Source organism: Actinomyces bowdenii, assembly GCF_017592395.1.
Lineage (GTDB): Bacteria > Actinomycetota > Actinomycetes > Actinomycetales > Actinomycetaceae > Actinomyces > Actinomyces bowdenii.
Window position 1 is genome coordinate 69,296 of the sequence record NZ_JAGFOU010000010.1, and the last position, 16,513, is coordinate 85,808.

The window sequence follows — 16,513 nt, forward strand, 5'->3', positions numbered from 1 at the left end:
GCGACTTGGACGGTACTTGTGGGTGTCGTTCGTTTCGCGAAGTGACGCCTTTGTCGTGAAGTGACGTCCAATTGAACCTGCCCCACCGCCCCGGCACCAGTCCGGCGCTCCTGGCCCTCCCGAATCCTTGGGCGGTGGGCTCGGTGCGCGTGGGGGCGCCTGGGAGCGCCCCGCCATGGGCGCCCTGGCCCTCACCAGTGGGCTCGGCGCGCGTGGGGGGCGCCTGGTGCGGGCGGGATCGGGCAGACTGGCCCCATGCGCATCTACCTGCCTGCCACGGCCGCCGATCTGAGGGCCGATGTCATCTCCGCCAGGGCCGCTCATGCTGCGACCCCCGCTTTGGCGCAGGCGCTGCCGCAGGAGGATGAGGAGGGCCTGGAGGTCTCCGCCTCCCTGTGCGCCGCCGACGCCTCGGTGCTGCTGCTGGCCGAGCCCGGGGCCCGGGGCCTGCCGGACCGCCGGGTGGTCATCGCCGCGGATGTGGATCCCCAGGTGGTCCGAGAGCTGGCCGTCACCGAGGAGGTCCTGCCCGGCAGCGTCATGGTGGAGGCACCGGTGCCCTGGGAGGACGTGGCGGCGCTCCTGGTCGACGAGGCCGGGGCGCAGACCGATGTCGCGCTGGCCCGACGGGGTGATGAGGATGCCTTCGAGCGCACCGCCGAGGCCGATCTGCTGTGGTATGACGTGGTGGAGCGCGATTCGCTGGCCGATGAGCTCGGGGTCTGAGATCGATCAGGCCGGCCGGCCCTCACCGCGGCTCAGGTGCTCACCGCCAGGGTGGAGCCCCCGGCGGGGGAGCGCCGGATGCGGATCTGGTCGGGGATCTGGCTCTTGAGCTCCTCGACGTGCGAGACGATGCCGACGCTGCGGCCCCCGGCCCGCAGGCGCTCGATCTCAGCCATGACGACCTGGAGGGTCTCGGGGTCCAGGCTGCCGAAGCCCTCGTCGATGAACAGGGTGTCCAGGCTGACGCCCCCGGACTCGGCGGACACGACGTCGGCCAGGGCCAGGGCCAGTGACAGGGAGACGTAGAAGGTCTCCCCGCCCGAGAGGGTCTTCGGGTCGCGCCGGTGCTCGGCCCCCAGGTGGTCGATGACCGCCAGCCCCAGGCCCTTGCGGCGGGAGCGCGAACCGGCCTCCTCATCGGTGCGGATGAGCTCGTAGCGCCCGGAGGACATCTGGGCCAGGCGCTCATTGGCGAAGACGAGCACCTCCTCGAAGCGCTCCTGGAGCACCCAGGTGGCCAGGGTGGTGCCCGCAGGGTTGTCCCCGCGGGCCAGCGCGGCGACCCGCAGCAAGGCAGCGCTGGCTCCCACCGCCTCCTCGTGGGCCGAGGCGGCCTCCTCCACCCCGGTGCAGGCCCGCTCCAGGTGGGCGTGGGCCTCTGCGGCGCGCGCGTGCCGGGCGGCCGCGGCCTCATGCTCCGCCTCGGCTCCGGCCAGGGCCTCGTCGGCCTGCTCCAGGGCGTCCTCCTCCTGCCCGGTGAGGGCGGCGATCAGTGGGTCGGCCAGGGCGTGCCGGATCCTCTCGCGCGCGGAGCGCGCCTCCTGGACCCGCTGGGCCAGTGCCGCGCGCGCGGCGGCATCCACGGATGCGGAGCGTGCCTGCTCGGCGCTGGTGAAGCCCTCCTCCGCCAGGGTGCGGGCCAGGTCCTCCCGGGCCTCCTGGAGGGCATCGAGCGCGGTGGTGGCGGTGCTGATGGCCCGCGAGGCCTCCTCGGCCTGGCGGGCCTGGTCCAGCAGGTCGGCGGCCCTGGCGGCGACGGAGGGCCAGGGCCCGCGGGCCTGCTCGCAGCGCCGCTGGTCCTCGACCAGCCGGTCGCGCTCGGCCTCCAGGCGGCTGCGCGAGGCGGCCAGTGCGGAGGCGGCCTGCTCATGGGCGACGCGCAGGGCCTCGGTGGCGCTGTCGAAGTCCTCCAGGCGGTGGGCCAGGACCGGGATCTGCTCGGCCTCCTCCTGGGCGGTGCTCAGGGCGGTGGCCGCCTGCTGGAGGGAGAGGGCGCTGTGCTCGACGGCGAGGCCCTCACTGGCCCGCCGGGCCTCCTCGTATCTGCTGCGGCAGGAGTCGCGCTCCTGCCGGGCGGCGCTCAGCGCCTCATCGGCCTGGTGCTGCACCCGCTCGGCCGCCTCCACCTGCGCCCGGCTGGCCCCCTGGGTGGGCGGGGCCGCAGGCTCGGGGTGGTCGGTGGAGCCGCAGACGGGGCAGGGCTCGCCCTCCACGAGCTCCCCGGCCAGGGCCCCGGCCTGCGAGGAGATCCAGCGCATGCGGGTGCGCGCTACTGCCTCGGCCGCCCGGGTGGCGGCCTCAGCGGCCTCAGCGAGTGCCTCCTCACGCCCGGTGAGCTCAGCGGCGAGCCCCTGGGCGGTGGTGGCGGCCCGGTGCTGCTCGCCGGCCCGGCGGTGCTCGGCCTCCAGTCCGGGCAGGCGCTCCTGGGCGGCACGCGCGGCCTCCAGCTCCTGGGCCAGGGCGGTGCGCTGCTGGGGCCGCTCGGCCAGGTGGGCCGCCTGGCGCTCCTGGCCCTGAGCCCGAAGCTCCAGCTCCTCGCGGCGGGCGCTCAGCTCCTGGGCGCGCTCGCCCAGGTGGGATTCCAGGGCCAGGAGGCCTTCAAGCCCGCCGTGCTGCGCCCGCAGCCGGTGGGCGCGCTCATCGAGGTCCCGGGTGCTCACGGCCCGGCCCGGCGCGACGCCCGGCCCGGCAGCGGCCTGCGGAGGGGAGTCCTGCGCGGCGGCCGCCGTCACGGGGGCGGTCATCCCCTCCAGCCAGCGCCTGACCTCGCCGGCGGGCGGGGCGGCGAGTCGCAGGAGCTCCTCGTGCGCCTCCTGCTGCGCCTGCCACTGCGCCTCCAGCGATGCCTCCGGCCGGGCCTGGGAGCGGGCCGGCACCGGGGCCTGTGGGGCAGGGGCGCTCGCCGCGCCTGGAGCCCCGGAGGGTGGGGTGATGGCGGCCCGAGGGCTGCCCGGGCCGGCGGCGGTCAGGCCATCCAGGTCGCCGACGGCGTCCAGGGCCCGCTCCTGCGCGGCCTGGGCGCTGCGCAGGGAGGGGGCCAGGCGCGCGGCCCTCTCGGCGTCGTGCAGGCGCTCGGCCTCCCGGGCGTGCTCCTGAGCATGCTCCTCCAGGGCCCGCTGCTCGGCCAGGAGGCGGCGGCGCCGCTCCAGGCGCTCGTGCAGGCTGCGGGCCTCCTCCTGGGCCTGGCGCGCCTGTGCCGCACGCGCGGCGGCCCGTGAGGCGCGGTCCCGGGCCTGCTCGACCTGCCGGGTGGAGAGCTCGCGGGCCCGTCCCGTGATCGCCCGCAGGGCCCGGAGGTCGGGGACGGCGGTGGCGGTGGCCGCCTCCAGGCGCTCGCCCAGGCACTCCGATGGGCCCAGCACCGCCGGCGGATCCGGCTCGGGTGGCGGGTCCTGCATGGGCTGTGGGGCCAGGAGGGGCTCGCGGGCCAGGGATCGCGCCTGGGTGCTCAGGGTGCCGGCGGCCCGCTCCACTGCCGCCGATCCCGCCCGGGCCTCCCGGGCGAGCTGGTCCTGGATGGCGTCGTAGATGCCGGTGCCGAACACATCCTTGAGCAGGCCCTGGCGCTGGGTGGAGTCGGCGCGCAGGAAGCGGGCGAACTTGCCCTGGGGCAGGACCACGGTCTGGGTGAACTGCTCACGGCTGAGCCCGATGAGGCGCGCGATCTCGGCGTCGGCCTCACCCACCCGGATGACGGGCTCGCCCAGCGCCTCCCCGCCGACGGCGGACAGGCGCCAGAGCTTGACGCTGCCGGGCTCGATGGTGGTGCCCTGCCCGCGCCGCTTGGCCCGCTCATAGGCGGGGGTGCGCCGCACCCGGTGGATGCCCGCGGTGGTGGAGAAGACCAGCTCGACGCAGCTGCCCGCCTCGGGGCCCACCAGGGTCGAGCGCATCCGGTCCTTCGAGGAGTCCGAGGAGTCGGCGACGTCCCCGTAGAGGGCGAAGACGATGGCGTCGATGATGGTGGTCTTGCCCGAGCCGGTAGGGCCGGTCAGCAGGAAGCGCCCGCAGTCGCCGAAGGCATCGAAGTCGATGGTCTCGGTCCCCGCGTAGGGCCCGATGCCGCTCATGGTCAGGGAGTGGATCCTCACCGCCGGCTCCTTCCCGCCGCCAGGGCGGACTCGTAGGCCGAGCGCAGGACCTCCCGCTCGGCCGCGCTGGGGCTGCGCCGGCCGACGTCGTCCAGGAATCCGGCACTGATCTCCAGGGGGTCGGCGGCCGCTGTCACCGCCGCCCGCCGCCCCCGGGGCGGTTGGGGGGCCTCGTGATGGAAGGCCAGCAGGCCGGGGAAGTGCGCCTTGAGGGCAGCCAGGGCGCCGGGCGGGCGATCGCCGGTGAGGATGACGCGCACCCAGGAGCCGTCATCCCCGGTGGCCAGCAGCTGCTCCATGCCCCCCTCCAGGGTGCGCACCCGATGCCGCACGGGCACGGCGATGCGCTCCAGGCCGGTCACGCCCTCAGGCCCGATGTCCAGCAGCACGGAGGACTTCTCGGCATCGGCCTCGTCGAAGGAGAAGGCGATGGGGGAGCCGGAGTAGACCAGGCGCGGGGCCCGCCCGGAGGCGGCAGGAGCCGTCTGCCCGGTGGCCGCCCCCTGCTCGGCGCGGGGCGGGCGCAGCTCCTGGGGGCGGTGGAGGTGGCCCAGGGCGACATAGTCCAGGCCCCCGCTGGCCTGTGCCGCGGCGGAGCCGCCCATGGTGGTGAAGACCTGGGAGGGCACGGAGTCCACCCCGCCGACCCGGATGTCCCGCTCGGACTGGCTGGCGGCGCCCCCGACGACGAAGGCGTGGGCCATGAGCACGCTGGGCAGGCGCTCGCCGCGGCCGGCGCGCCGGCGCTCCAGATCCGCGGCCACCAGCCGCAGGGCGGCGGAGACCACCGCCTCATGGGAGCGGGCAAGGCGCTGCGGCCGGCAGGGGCCGGCATCGCCGTCGTCGGGATCCTGGCCGTCCTCGGGTGAGGGCGGGCCGCTGCGCTCCCCGAGGCGCTCGGCCAGCAGCGGGGGCAGGGCCTCACGGGCGGCGTCGGGGTCCAGGTAGGGCAGGGCGTGGACGATGACGGCCTCGTGGCCGGAGGCATCGGGCAGGACGATGCCGCGGTCCAGGCCGGTGGTGCGGGCGCGGATGATGAGGCGCTCGCGCATGAGGTCGGCGGCGAAGCCCAGGCGGTGGGCGGAGTCGTGATTGCCGGGGGTCATCACCACCCGGGTGCGCTCGGTCAGGCGCCGCAGGGTCTCATCGAGCAGGGTGACGCAGGCCGCCGGAGGCACGGCGCGGTCGTAGACATCCCCGCACACCACGACGGCGTCGACCGACTCGGCGGCGACCAGCTCGACGAGGTGGTCGGCGAAGGCGGCGTGGGCGTCGTCGAGCACCTGGCCGTGGAAGGCGCGCCCCAGGTGCCAGTCCGAGGTGTGGAGGATCCGCATGCCCGAACCCTCTCACAGGGCTGTGACACGAGTACCGGGCCGATCGGGCGCGGGGCGCGCTGCGGCCCCCGGCTCAGGGCCGCCCCCGCGCCTCAGGCGGTGATGGTGCCGCTGGCCACCAGGGCGATGATGACCAGTCCCAGGACCACGCGGTAGATGAGGAAGGAGGTGAACTTGTTGGAGGAGACGAACCTCAGCAGCCAGGCGATGGTCCCGTAGGCCACCAGGCCGGAGGTGATGGTGGCGATGATGGTGGCCGACCAGCCCACCGTCGCGCCGATCTCGTCGGCCGAGGTCACCGCCTGCATGAGGCCCGCCGCCACCAGGGCGGGGATGCCCATGAAGAAGGACAGCCGCGTGGCGGTGACCCGGTCGAAGCGCAGGAACAGGCCCGCCGAGATCGTCGCCCCGGAGCGGGAGATGCCGGGCAGGACGGGGGCCAGGGCCTGGAAGGCGCCGATGATGAGCGCGTCCTTGATGGTCACGTCCCGCATCCCCTTGGTCAGGCTCTGCTGGCGGTCGGCCAGCCACATGACCGCCGACCACACGATGAGCGCCCCGGCGATGATCCACAGGGACCGGGCCGTGACCTCGATGAACTCCTCCAGCGCCAGGCCCACCACGGCCACCGGGATCGATCCCAGGATCACCCCCCAGCCCAGGGTGTAGTCCGGGTCCTCGCGCGCCTCCTTGCTCACCAGGCCCTTGCACCAGGCGGTGACGATCCTGACGATGTCGGCCCAGAAGTACACCACTGCCGCCAGGATCGCCCCGATCTGGATGACCGCGGTGAAGGCGGTCATGCCGGCGTTGTCGATGTCGTGGCCCAGCAGCTTCTCAACGATGTTGAGGTGCCCGGTCGAGGAGATGGGCAGGAACTCGGTGATTCCCTCGACGATGCCGAGAATGACGGCGTGCAGCCAGTTCAATGGAACTCCCAGGTGGTTGGCGGGTAGGTCGGGCCGGCCCTGCTGGCCGCAGGCCCAGGCCGCAGGCTACCGGCCCGGCTCGGCCCGCCGCCTCCCGCAGCCGCACGAGCAGCTGTGGCACCGCCCTCAGGGCCATCGGCGGGGTGCGCCGTCCCGCGCGGCCCCCACTGGCAGCGGCCCGGGCCTTCAGTCGGTCTCGTCGCCCAGGTGCTCCATGGCGGCCCCGTGCAGCAGGGTGTTGGAGGCCACCGCGCTGCCGCCGAAGGGCCCGGGCTCCCAGGACAGCGAGGTGAAGGTGCCGCCCGCCTCGGTGACCACCGGCACCAGGGCGGCCATGTCGTAGAGCTCCAGCTCGGGCTCGGCCGCCAGGTCCACGGCACCCTCGGCCAGGAGCATGTAGGACCAGAAGTCCCCGTAGGCGCGGGTGCGCCAGCACGACTGCATGAGTCCCAGCATCCCGCGCAGGCGGCGCGCTGCGGCCCAGCCCGACAGGGAGGAGTAGGACAGGGAGGCGTCGGAGAGCTGGGCCACCTTGGACACCGACAGGCGCCGCGCCGAGCTCAGCGAGCGCCCGCTCCACGCCCCGCCGCCCTTGACCGCCCACCAGCGGCGCCCCAGCGCGGGCGCCGAGACCAGTCCGACGACGGCCTGGCCGTCCTCGACCAGGGCGATGAGGGTGGCCCACACCGGCACCCCCCGCACGAAGTTCTTCGTGCCGTCGATCGGGTCGATGACCCACTGGCGCGGGGAGTGCCCGGTGGTGGGCATCTCCTCGCCCAGCACCGAGTCGCGCACGCGCGCCCGGCCCAGGCGCTCGCGGATGGCCCGCTCGGCCTCCCGATCCGCCTCCGTGACGGGTGTGAGGTCCGGCTTGGTCTCCACGGTGAAGCTCCCGGCGTCGAAGCGCGCCTGGGTCAGGCGGTCCACCTGGTCGGCGATCGTGTGGGCCAGGTGCAGGTCGTCGCGCCACCGGCGCTCGGGGGAGGGGGGCTTGGGGCTCATGGCTCCACGGTAACGGTGCCGCCGCAATGCTGCGGGAGGGGCGCGGGCGGGGCGCCCGCAGTGCCCCGACGATGGCGGGGCGCCCGGCTCGACGGCGGCGTGCCGGTCCGGGCGGCTCCCTGCGCCCTCGCCGGGCCACCGGGATGCCGCTGCCGGTTGACGGCCATCGAATAGAGAACTATCGTCACGATTAACTAAGGTCCACCTCAAGCCAGGACGGCTCGCATGGCTGACTCCACCCCTCCCGCCCTGTCCCGCAGTGCCGATCCGGCGGCCACGACGGCCGCTGGGACGCCCACCGGCCAGGATGGCGGGGCCCCTCCCGAGGCCCGCGCCGGGCAGGCCGCCCTCAAGGACCTGCTGCGCCCGGTGCGCGGCTACCTCATGGTGGGCATGCTCCTGTCGGCCCTGTCAGCGGTCTGCGCCCTCGCCCCCTATGCGGGGCTCCTGCACCTGGGCCGGATCCTGCTCGACGCCCACGCCGCGGGGCAGGACCCGCATGCCGGCAGGGTGCAGGACGCCGTGGCCCTCATCCTGGGAGGCCTGGGAGCCAGGCTCGTCCTGTACTTCCTGGCCCTGAGCGTCACCCACGTGGGCGACATGAGGCTTGCGGCCCAGCTGCGCACCCGCATCGTGGAGGTCATGGCCCGCGCCCCGCTGTCCTGGTTCACCGAGTCCTCCTCCGGCCGGGTGCGCAAGGCCGTCCAGAACGACGCCCACGACCTGCACTACCTCGTGGCCCACCAGTACGTGGAGTACACCGCGGCCATCGTCATGCCGCTGGCCGCGCTCCTCTACGCCCTCGTCATCGACTGGCGCCTGGGCCTGCTGGCCGTGGCCACCCTGCCGGTCTACGCCGCCATCCAGGCCTGGTCGATGCGCGGCATGGGGGACCTGACCCGCAAGGTCGACGCGATGCTGGCCGATGTCTCGGCCCGCATCGTCGAGCTCGTCAGCGGCATCGCCGTGGTCAAGGCCTTCGGCCGCGCCGGACGCGCCCACCAGCGCTACACCCGGGCGGCGCAGGACATGGCCGAGTACTACCGCGCCTGGTGCGCCCCCATGCTGCGCTCCAACGCCCTGGCCACCTCCGTCATCGCCCCGGCGGTTATCCTCCTGGTCAACCTGTCCGGGGGCGCGGCCATGGTGCGCGCCGGGTGGGTCGACCCCCTCCAGGTGCTGGCCACCTGCCTCATCGCCCTGGTGCTGCCCAGCGCCATCGACACCCTGGGCTGGTCGTCCTGGAACAACCGGATCGCCGGGGCCGCGGCCCTGCGCATCATGGATGTCCTGAGCACCGAGCCCCTGCCCGAGCCGGCCCGGGCCCGCAGCCCCAGGGACGGCGAGATCCGCTTCGAGGACGTCTCCTTCGACTACGGCGCCACCCGCGCCCTGGACGGGGTGAGCCTGACCCTCAGGCCCGGCACGGTCACGGCCCTCGTGGGCGCCTCCGGGTCGGGCAAGTCCACCCTGGCCACCCTCCTGGCCCGATTCAACGATCCCGCTCAGGGGCGTGTGACCCTGGGCGGGGTCGACCTGCGCGACGTGCCCGCCCACGAGCTCTACCGGCATGTCGCCTTCGTCCTCCAGGACGCCCAGCTGCTGGCCCTCCCACTGGTGGACAACATCCGCCTGGCCCGGCCCGGGGCGAGCCTGGAGCAGGTCCGCGCCGCCGCCCGTGCCGCCCAGATCGACGAGGTCATCATGGCCCTGCCGCAGGGCTACGACACGGTCCTGGGCCGGGGCGCCGACCTGTCCGGCGGGCAGGCCCAGCGCGTGGCCATCGCCCGGGCCATCCTGGCCGACGCCCCCGTCCTCATCCTCGATGAGGCCACCGCCTTCGCCGACCCCGAGTCCGAGGCGGCCATCCAGGACGCCCTGAGCGAGCTGGTGCGCGGGCGCACCGTCCTGGTCATCGCCCACCGCCCGGCCGCACTGGTCAACGCCGACCAGGTGGCCCTGCTGGAGCGCGGGCGGCTGGTCGCCGTGGGCACCCACGACGAGCTCATGGCCGACCCCGCCTACGCCGCCCTGTGGCGGGCCGCGGCGCCGGACGCCCCGCCGGGCGCACCTCCCGGCCCCCCGCCGGACGCCGTCCGCCGCAGCGCCTCCGGCCCGGGATCCTCCCCGCAGGCCCGGCCCGCCGGCCCGAGCAGCACCCGGGAGGGCAGGCCATGATCCGCTCCATCGTCTCCCTCATGTCCGACGAGGGCCGCCGCCAGGTCACCATCATGGTGGTCCTCTCCGTGGTGGCGGGGCTGGCCCAGGGCGTGGCGGCCCTGCTGCTCCTGCCGATCGTCGACGCCATGGTCCTGGGCCGCTCGCCCTGGGGCTGGCTCGGCGCGCTGGCCGCTCTGGCGGCCCTGGCCTCCACCCTCCAGTACTTCCTGGCCCGGGCCAGCTACGAGGCCGCCTTCGACATCCTGCGCCGGCTCAACATCGCCCTGGGCGACAAGCTCACGCGCCTGCCACTGGGGTGGTTCGACACCCCGAGGCGGGGCGAGCTCTCCCAGCTGGCGGGCAAGGGCGTCATGGATCTGGGCGGCCTGCTGGCGCATATGCTCCCCATCCTCCTCGTGGCCGTCGGCCAGTGCGTGGCCATGGCGGTGGGCTCGTGGCTCATCGATTGGCGCCTGGGCGCGGCGCTGACCGCCTGCATCCCGCTGTTCACCCTGGCGGTCATCGGCGCGCGCCGCATGGGGGATGCCGCGGAGGCCCGCTCCCACGCCTCCCAGGTGGAGGTCAATGACCGGGTCATCGAGTTCGCCCGCGCCCAGGGCGCCCTGCGCTCATGCGGGCGCGCGGGCTCCTTCGAGCCCCTGGTCACCGCCCTGGAGTCCGAGCGCCGCACCGCCGTCTCCCAGTTCCTCGTCTCCGTCCTGGCCCTGGGCCTGGCGGGCCTGGCCGTCCAGGCGCTTCTCGCGGTCCTGGTGGTGCTGGTGGCCGCCCTGGTGGTGGGCGGCCAGGTCGGCGCCTACCAGGCCGTGGCGCTCATCGGCATCGGCCTGCGCTTCATCCAGCCCCTGGACCAGGTGGTCTCCATGTCCTTCGGGATCCGCCCGGCCCAGGCGCAGGACCTCCGCCTGCGCCGCGTCCTGCACGCCCCGGAGCTCGCCGAGCCCGAGGCCTCGGCGCCGGCCACCGCACCCGGCCAGGTGATCCTGGAGGACGTGCGGTTCTCCTACGGCGCCGAGCCGGTCCTGCAGGGGGTGAGCCTGCGGGCCGAGCCGGGCACCTTCACCGCCCTGGTCGGCCCCTCCGGTTCGGGCAAGACGACGGTGACCCGCCTCATCGCCCGCTTCTACGACGTCGATGCCGGCGTGGTGAGGGTCGACGGCGTCGACGTGCGCGAGCTGACCAGTGCCGACCTCATGGAGAGGCTGTCCATGGTCTTCCAGGACGTCTACCTCTTCGACGACACCCTGGAGGCGAATATCCGCGTGGGCCGTGTCGAGGCGAGCCGGGAGGAGGTGCGCCGGGCCGCCCGCGACGCCGGGGTCGAGGAGATCGTCGCCCGCCTGCCCGAGGGCTGGCGGACCCGGGTGGGGGAGGGCGGCAGCCGCCTGTCGGGCGGCGAGCGCCAGCGCGTGGCCATCGCCCGTGCCCTGCTCAAGCGCGCCCCCATCGTCCTGTTCGACGAGGCCACCTCCGCACTGGACCCCGCCAATGAGGCGCGGGTGGTGGGCGCCATGGAGTCCCTGGCCCGGCGCTCCACGGTCATCGCCATCGCCCACAAGCTCACCACCGTGCGCCGCGCCGACCAGATCGTCGCCCTGGGGGCGGACGGCCGTGTGGAGCAGGTCGGCACCCATGAGGAGCTCATGGCCGCGGGCGGGCGCTACGCCCGCTACTGGCAGGAGCGGGAGCGCGCCGCCGCCTGGCGCCTGTCCTCGGGCGCCTGAGGTGCGGCGACGGCTCTCCGCCCCGGGCCCGCCCCATCAGGGCGCGGTGATCCCCAGCAGCTCGCGCACGAAGCCGGAGGCCTGCTCGGCCGTCATCTCCTGGCCCAGGATGGTGGAGCGGTAGAGCAGGCCGCCGATGGCCGCATCGACCAGGACCTCCGGGTCGGCCCGCTCATCGACCAGGCCCTCGCGGGCCGCACGGCGCACCAGCGCCACCGCCCTGTGCCGCACCGGGTCGATGATGCGACGGCGGTAGGCCGCCTTCAGATCGGCATCGTCCTGGCGGTGGATGTCCAGGGTGATGGCCACGAGCCCGGAGCCGCCCCGGACCAGGGGGGTGAAGGCCGCGCCGATGAGCGCATCGAGATCGGTCAGGGCCTCGCCGCTGGGCTCGGGCAGGCGCCGATCGCCCAGCAGGTGCTCCACGGCCGCGACCGCCAGGTGGGTGCGGGAGGGCCAGCGGCGGTAGATCGTCGTCTTCGCCGTTCCGGCCCGCCGGGCCACCTCGTCGATGCGCAGGCCGGCGTAGCCGCCTTCGCCGAGCAGGCCGATCGTGGCCGCCAGGATCGCGGCGTCCGCCCCGGCGCGCCGAGGGCGACCGCGCCCGGTCCTGCGCCCGCCGGGCTGCTCGGGTCGTGAGGCGGGCGGGGGTGCTGGCGCGGGGGGCTGCGCCGACTTCTGGTGTGGCACCGCTGCAGTCTCCCATGCCCCCAGCCCGCCGAGCCCGGCATCCCCGCCGAGGCGGACGGCGCCGCCGCCGGTCCCGGTGGCGCCTCCGGGGTGGAGGGCCCCCAGTTTTTACGCTACTATAAGTAGCGTAAAGGTTTCTATCCTCGCTGGAGCCCCGATGGACGATCTCACCCGCGTCAGCCTCGGCCTGCTGGCCGCCTGGGCGGTGCATGACGCCGAGGAGCTGCTCACCATGTCCCCGGCCTCGGCAGTCGTGCTGCCGGAGCTGCCCCACTGGGTGCCCATCCCCGAGAGCATCCGCACCCGTGGCGTCTCCCAGGCCCACGTCAACCTCGCCATCGGGCTCATGGCCGTCCTGGTGGCGGCCTCCTCCCTGGAGGGCGCGCGCACCCGGGGGGCCTCGCCCCTGCTGCGCGGCGGAGTCCTGGCCTTCGGCCTGCACGGCCTGGGGCATGTGGCGGGCGCCCTGGCCCGGGGCGGCTACACCACGGGCGTCCTGACCTCCCCGACGCTCGTCATCCCCTACTGGCTGTGGGCGAGCAGGGTCCTCGCGCGCCACGGGCTGCCCCGGGCCGACCGCGGCGCCGTCCTGACGGCCCTGGGAGTCATCCCCCTGCTGCCGGTGCTGCACGGCACGGTCCTGGCCATCCTGGGCCGGCGCTCCACCCGAGCCCACCAGGGCCCGTGGCGCCGATGAGCGCCGGGGCGCCGAGGGCGGGAGAGCCCATGTGGGCGGTGGCCTTCCACCGCTATGGCGGGCCCGGCGTCCTGGGGATGACGGAGGCCCCCGTGCCGCGCCTGCGGCCCGGGGAGGTGCTCGTGCGCACAGCATCCTCGGGGCTCTCCGCCGTGGATCTGGATTATCGCAGCGGCGCGGTGCGCCCTCACGGCCTCGGCTTCCCCAAGCAGACCGGATTCGACGCCCTGGGCCAGGTCGTGGACTCGCGCTCAGCCCATGTCCCGGTCGGAGCCTGGGTGTGGTGCGTCCTCGGCCTGGAGCCGCTGAGGCGGCGCGGCACCGCCGTGGAGTACCTGGCCGTCGATGACACCCGGGTCGGCCTGTTCCCTCAGGGCTGGATCCCGCCCGAGCCGCTGGGATCCCTGCCGCTGGGGGCGCTGACCGCCCTGTGCGCCCTGCGCGATGCCGCCAGGGCTCAGCCCGGCCAGCGGATCCTTGTCGTGGGTGCGGGCGGGGCTGTGGGCACGGCGGCCCTCCAGCTGGCGCGCATGCGCGGCATCGAGGCCGATGCCGTCGCCGGGGCGTCGGGCCTGGAGGTGTGCGCGGAGCTCGGCGCGCAGGAGGTGGTGGACCACCATGACAGCCGGGGCATGGAGCGCCTCAGGCGCGGCCCCTATGATGCCGTGATCCTGGCCGCCGGGCGTGCCGAGGACTGGATCGAGGCCGTGCGACCGGCGGGTCGCATGGCCCTGACCCGGCCGGCTGCCGCCTGGCCCGGGCTGCGCTGCACCTCTCGGGTGCTGCGGCGGCGCCTGGTGCTGCGGCCCGTCCTCGCCGGTCATGAGGCGGATGATCTCACCCGGCTGGCCTCCCTGGCGGCTCGGGGCCGACTGCGCCCCGTGATCGGGCGCACCTACGGGATCGAGGATCTCGTCCGCGCCCACGCCGAGTACGGCCGGGGCGGCACCTCCGGCGCGCGGCTCATCCTCCACCGCAGGGGAGCCGGGCCGGCTCGCCGCCGTTGAGGAGCCGCACCCTCCTTCCTGGCGATGACAGCCCTGGCGCGTATCCTGCATCCATGGGGCGCCTGGGACGCAAGACGGGGCCTAAGCCGGGATTCACGAGGGCCGATGTCATCACCGCTGCCCTGGAGATCGGTGTCGACTCCTTCACCATGGCGCAGGTGGCGGCGCGCCTGGGGGTGCGCCCCTCGGCCCTCTACCGCACCGTCGCCTCGCGCGACGACGTCGTGGAGGCCTGCCTGGAGCGCATCAGCGCCGGCATCCGGCTGCCGCCCGCGGGCCGGCCATGGGAGGACTACCTGCGCGGTGTGGTGGAGGCCATGTGGGAGGCGCTGGAGGCCCACCCCGGACTGGACCGGACCCTGATGTCCATGCCGTGGACGAGCCTGCACCTGCTCGGGACCGCCCAGCGCGCCCACGGCGAGCTCGTCGCGGCGGGCATGGATCCCCGGGAGGCCTACTTCGCGCTCGACGTCGTCATCGACACCACCGTGGCCACCCACCAGGCCATCGCCGCCCTGCGCGCCCCGGCCCAGGGCCAGGCGGGCGCGGGCGGGGAGCAGGGGCCGCTGCGGGGATTCGATGTGCTGACCCGCCACTGGGAGCGGATGAGCGGCGCCCAGGACCCCGGCGGCGGGGAGGAGGTGCTTTTCGCCCCTGAGGAGTCCTGGCTGGAGCGCGGTTTCCTGGACCTCAAGATCGACCTGCTCATCGATGGCCTCAGGGCCCGCCAGGACCGCCGGGAGCCGTGAGGGGCGCCGTGGCGCCCGGGCCCCGCTCCGGCGGCCCTCCGGCAGCCCGGCCCTTCTCGCACCGGCGCGGATCCGCCCCCTGGGAGGTGCCGATCCGCGTGGGGGATGACGGCCTCACGGGTCCGCGGCCCACTCGTCGGCCGGCGGTGGGACCGGCGCCAACGCTCATGGTGAACGCCCGGCATTGCGGTGCTCATCGCCTGATAACGCCGCTGAGTGCCGTTACCGATTTGTCGCAGTTGTTATCGTCTCGTTATTGTGGTGCCTATGACACACCAGTCAGGGACCATGGAACCCGCCGCTGGCATCCCCCGGGATGAGGTCGCCGCAGCCCTGGAGATCGGCATCGATAGCTTCACGATGGGCAAGGTGGCCAGGCGGCTCGGCGTGGACCCCCGGGAGATGAGCCGAGCCGTGTCCTCGCGCGATGAGATCGTGGCGGCCTGCCTGGAGCGAGCCGCGGAGGATCTGCGGCTGCCGCGCGCCGGCCTGGACTGGCCCGACCACCTGCGCTGCCTCGCCGATTCGCTCTGGGCGCTGCTGGAGGCCCATCCGGGCCTCGACCACACGCTGATCGATGTGCCCTGGGCCTATGTTCCCTTCGTCCCCGCCGCCAAGCACTCCCTCACCGCCCTGGTCGAGGCGGGCCTGCGCCGCGAGGACGCCTATCTGGCGCTGAGCTACCTGGCGGACACCGTCCTGACCGCGCACCGCTCGGCCGCCGCGATGCGCTCCCCGGAGCCCACCGGTGAGCGCGGCATCGACGTGGCCACCAGGATGTGGGATGAGCGCTTCGGCCGGGGCGGTGCCTCCTCCGGCCCGGAGGGGGCGCCCTCCCACGGTCATCGCGATGAGACTGAGCCTGTACCCTTCAGGCCCGAGGAGTCCCGGGTGGATGCCGCCTCCCTGGGCTCCAAGATCGAGGTCCTCATCGCAGGGCTGCGGGCCCTGAGCGGCGTGGTCACGGCCGACACCTCGCAGGCCGCCATCGGATACGAGTCGGCCCCCTCCACGGATGCATCCATCGAAGAAACGGAGTCCCCCATGAAAACACTCGTGCTCGTCTTCCACCCGGACCTCGGCGCCTCCCGGATCAACAAGGCCCTGGCGGCTCGCGCGGAGGCCCTGGGCGGGGACATCACCGTGCGCTACATGTACGAGCTCTACCCGGACTTCAACATCGACGTTGCCGCGGAGCAGCAGGCCCTCCTGGAGGCCGACCGCATCGTGCTGCAATTCCCCCTGTACTGGCTCTCCAGCCCCCCGCTGCTGAAGAAGTGGGAGGACGACGTGTGGACCTACGGCTGGGCCTACGGCTCGGAGGGCACGGCCCTGCACGGCAAGGAGCTCCTCCTGGCCATCAGCGTCGGCGGCAATGCCAGCGCCTATGGGCGCGACGGCGTCCACGTCTACACCATCCACGAGTTCCTGCGCCCCTTCCAGGGCTCCTCGCGCGTCATCGGCACGAAGTTCATGGTCCCCTTCCTGTCCATGGGAGCCCTGGAGATCACCGATGAGGCCATCGCCCAGCGCGCCGAGGACTACGCGGCCGTGCTGTCCTCCGCCAAGCTCCCCGCCCTGGAGCTCTTCGGCTGACGCGCCCCGCCGTCCGGCGCATCCGCGAACCCCGGCCCACACCCGGCACCGGCGCGGGCTCACACCTCAGGAGTGTGAGCCCGCGCCGGTGCCTTGGGGGCCGCGAGCGGGCTGCTCAGTCGTGGGTGTGGTCCTCGCCCGGCTCGTGGCTGTGATCGTGGTCGTCGGAATGGTCGTCGGAGTGGTCGTGGGAGCCGCCATCGTGGTCGTGGGTGTGGTCCTCGCCCGGCTCATGGCTGTGATCGTGGTCATCGGCGTCGTCGTGGTCGTCGTGACCGTCATCGGTCATGGCGCCCGAGGGCTGGGCGCTCTGGTCGCTCATAGCGCCGCCAGTGGCCTGCTCGGTGGCCCTCTCGGTCTGCGGGGCCGGGGTGGTGGCCCCGTCCCCGGCCTGGGAGCCTCCACAGGCGGCCAGGGCGAGGGCTGCGGTCAGGGCGAGGGCGGAGCTGAGAGAAGGTCGGTGGGTCCGCATCGTCTTTCCTTCAGTGCGGGGGCGGTGGCCCCGGG

At 74.3% G+C, this 16,513-nt stretch carries 13 protein-coding genes; 7 read left to right on the forward strand and 6 right to left on the reverse strand.

All coding sequences use genetic code 11. From position 1 onward, the window contains the following. Window positions 1-255: 255 nt before the first annotated feature. The gene (locus J5X07_RS06085; protein WP_124932950.1) at window positions 256-726 is read left to right on the forward strand and encodes a DUF6912 family protein; all 471 of its coding nucleotides are present in this window, start codon (window positions 256-258) and stop codon (window positions 724-726) included. Window positions 727-758: 32 nt separating this feature from the next. On the opposite strand, the gene J5X07_RS13250 is transcribed toward J5X07_RS06085, so the two are convergent. From J5X07_RS13250 to hisN, 4 genes are all read right to left on the reverse strand, one after another. Continuing rightward, the gene (locus J5X07_RS13250; RefSeq protein ID WP_208479013.1) at window positions 759-4,097 is read right to left on the reverse strand and encodes an AAA family ATPase; all 3,339 of its coding nucleotides are present in this window, start codon (window positions 4,095-4,097) and stop codon (window positions 759-761) included. After that, a complete protein-coding gene (locus J5X07_RS06095) occupies window positions 4,094-5,434 on the reverse strand; it encodes a metallophosphoesterase family protein (RefSeq protein WP_208479014.1) in 1,341 nt (446 codons plus the stop codon). The genes J5X07_RS13250 and J5X07_RS06095 overlap by 4 nt, the downstream gene beginning before the upstream one ends. A gap of 92 nt (window positions 5,435-5,526) precedes the next feature. Continuing rightward, window positions 5,527-6,363 carry an undecaprenyl-diphosphate phosphatase gene (locus J5X07_RS06100; RefSeq protein WP_124932953.1) on the reverse strand — a complete coding sequence of 279 codons (837 nt, stop codon included), beginning with the start codon at window positions 6,361-6,363 and terminating at the stop codon, window positions 5,527-5,529. 186 nt (window positions 6,364-6,549) lie between these two features. After that, the gene (gene hisN, locus J5X07_RS06105; RefSeq protein WP_208479015.1) at window positions 6,550-7,365 is read right to left on the reverse strand and encodes a histidinol-phosphatase; all 816 of its coding nucleotides are present in this window, start codon (window positions 7,363-7,365) and stop codon (window positions 6,550-6,552) included. Window positions 7,366-7,590: 225 nt separating this feature from the next. Between hisN and J5X07_RS06110 the strand changes: the two genes are divergently transcribed. Both J5X07_RS06110 and J5X07_RS06115 read left to right on the forward strand, forming a co-directional pair. Further along, window positions 7,591-9,543 carry an ABC transporter ATP-binding protein gene (locus tag J5X07_RS06110; protein WP_208479016.1) on the forward strand — a complete coding sequence of 651 codons (1,953 nt, stop codon included), beginning with the start codon at window positions 7,591-7,593 and terminating at the stop codon, window positions 9,541-9,543. After that, window positions 9,540-11,267 (forward strand): ABC transporter ATP-binding protein, encoded by a 1,728-nt coding sequence (locus J5X07_RS06115; RefSeq protein ID WP_208479017.1) that lies wholly within the window; start codon window positions 9,540-9,542, stop codon window positions 11,265-11,267. The genes J5X07_RS06110 and J5X07_RS06115 overlap by 4 nt, the downstream gene beginning before the upstream one ends. Before the next feature lie 36 nt (window positions 11,268-11,303). On the opposite strand, the gene J5X07_RS06120 is transcribed toward J5X07_RS06115, so the two are convergent. After that, a complete protein-coding gene (locus J5X07_RS06120; RefSeq protein ID WP_124932957.1) occupies window positions 11,304-11,957 on the reverse strand; it encodes a TetR/AcrR family transcriptional regulator in 654 nt (217 codons plus the stop codon). A gap of 157 nt (window positions 11,958-12,114) precedes the next feature. Between J5X07_RS06120 and J5X07_RS06125 the strand changes: the two genes are divergently transcribed. The 4 genes from J5X07_RS06125 to J5X07_RS13395 all read left to right on the forward strand — a co-directional run bounded on the left by J5X07_RS06125 (window position 12,115) and on the right by J5X07_RS13395 (window position 16,006). After that, window positions 12,115-12,654 carry an HXXEE domain-containing protein gene (locus J5X07_RS06125; RefSeq protein WP_124932958.1) on the forward strand — a complete coding sequence of 180 codons (540 nt, stop codon included), beginning with the start codon at window positions 12,115-12,117 and terminating at the stop codon, window positions 12,652-12,654. Further along, window positions 12,651-13,661 (forward strand): zinc-binding dehydrogenase, encoded by a 1,011-nt coding sequence (locus J5X07_RS06130; RefSeq protein WP_243896523.1) that lies wholly within the window; start codon window positions 12,651-12,653, stop codon window positions 13,659-13,661. Before J5X07_RS06125 ends, J5X07_RS06130 begins: the two co-directional genes overlap by 4 nt. Window positions 13,662-13,714: 53 nt before the next feature. Further along, on the forward strand, window positions 13,715-14,410 hold the full coding sequence (locus J5X07_RS06135; RefSeq protein ID WP_124932959.1) for a TetR/AcrR family transcriptional regulator: 696 nt from the start codon (window positions 13,715-13,717) through the stop codon (window positions 14,408-14,410). Window positions 14,411-14,677: 267 nt separating this feature from the next. Next, entirely contained in the window at window positions 14,678-16,006 is a 1,329-nt protein-coding gene (locus tag J5X07_RS13395; RefSeq protein WP_341769423.1) for an NAD(P)H-dependent oxidoreductase, read from the forward strand. A gap of 115 nt (window positions 16,007-16,121) precedes the next feature. Here the strand turns inward: J5X07_RS13395 and J5X07_RS06145 are convergent, their stop codons facing one another. Then, on the reverse strand, window positions 16,122-16,478 hold the full coding sequence (locus J5X07_RS06145) for a hypothetical protein (RefSeq protein ID WP_185731970.1): 357 nt from the start codon (window positions 16,476-16,478) through the stop codon (window positions 16,122-16,124). Window positions 16,479-16,513 lie beyond the last annotated feature (35 nt).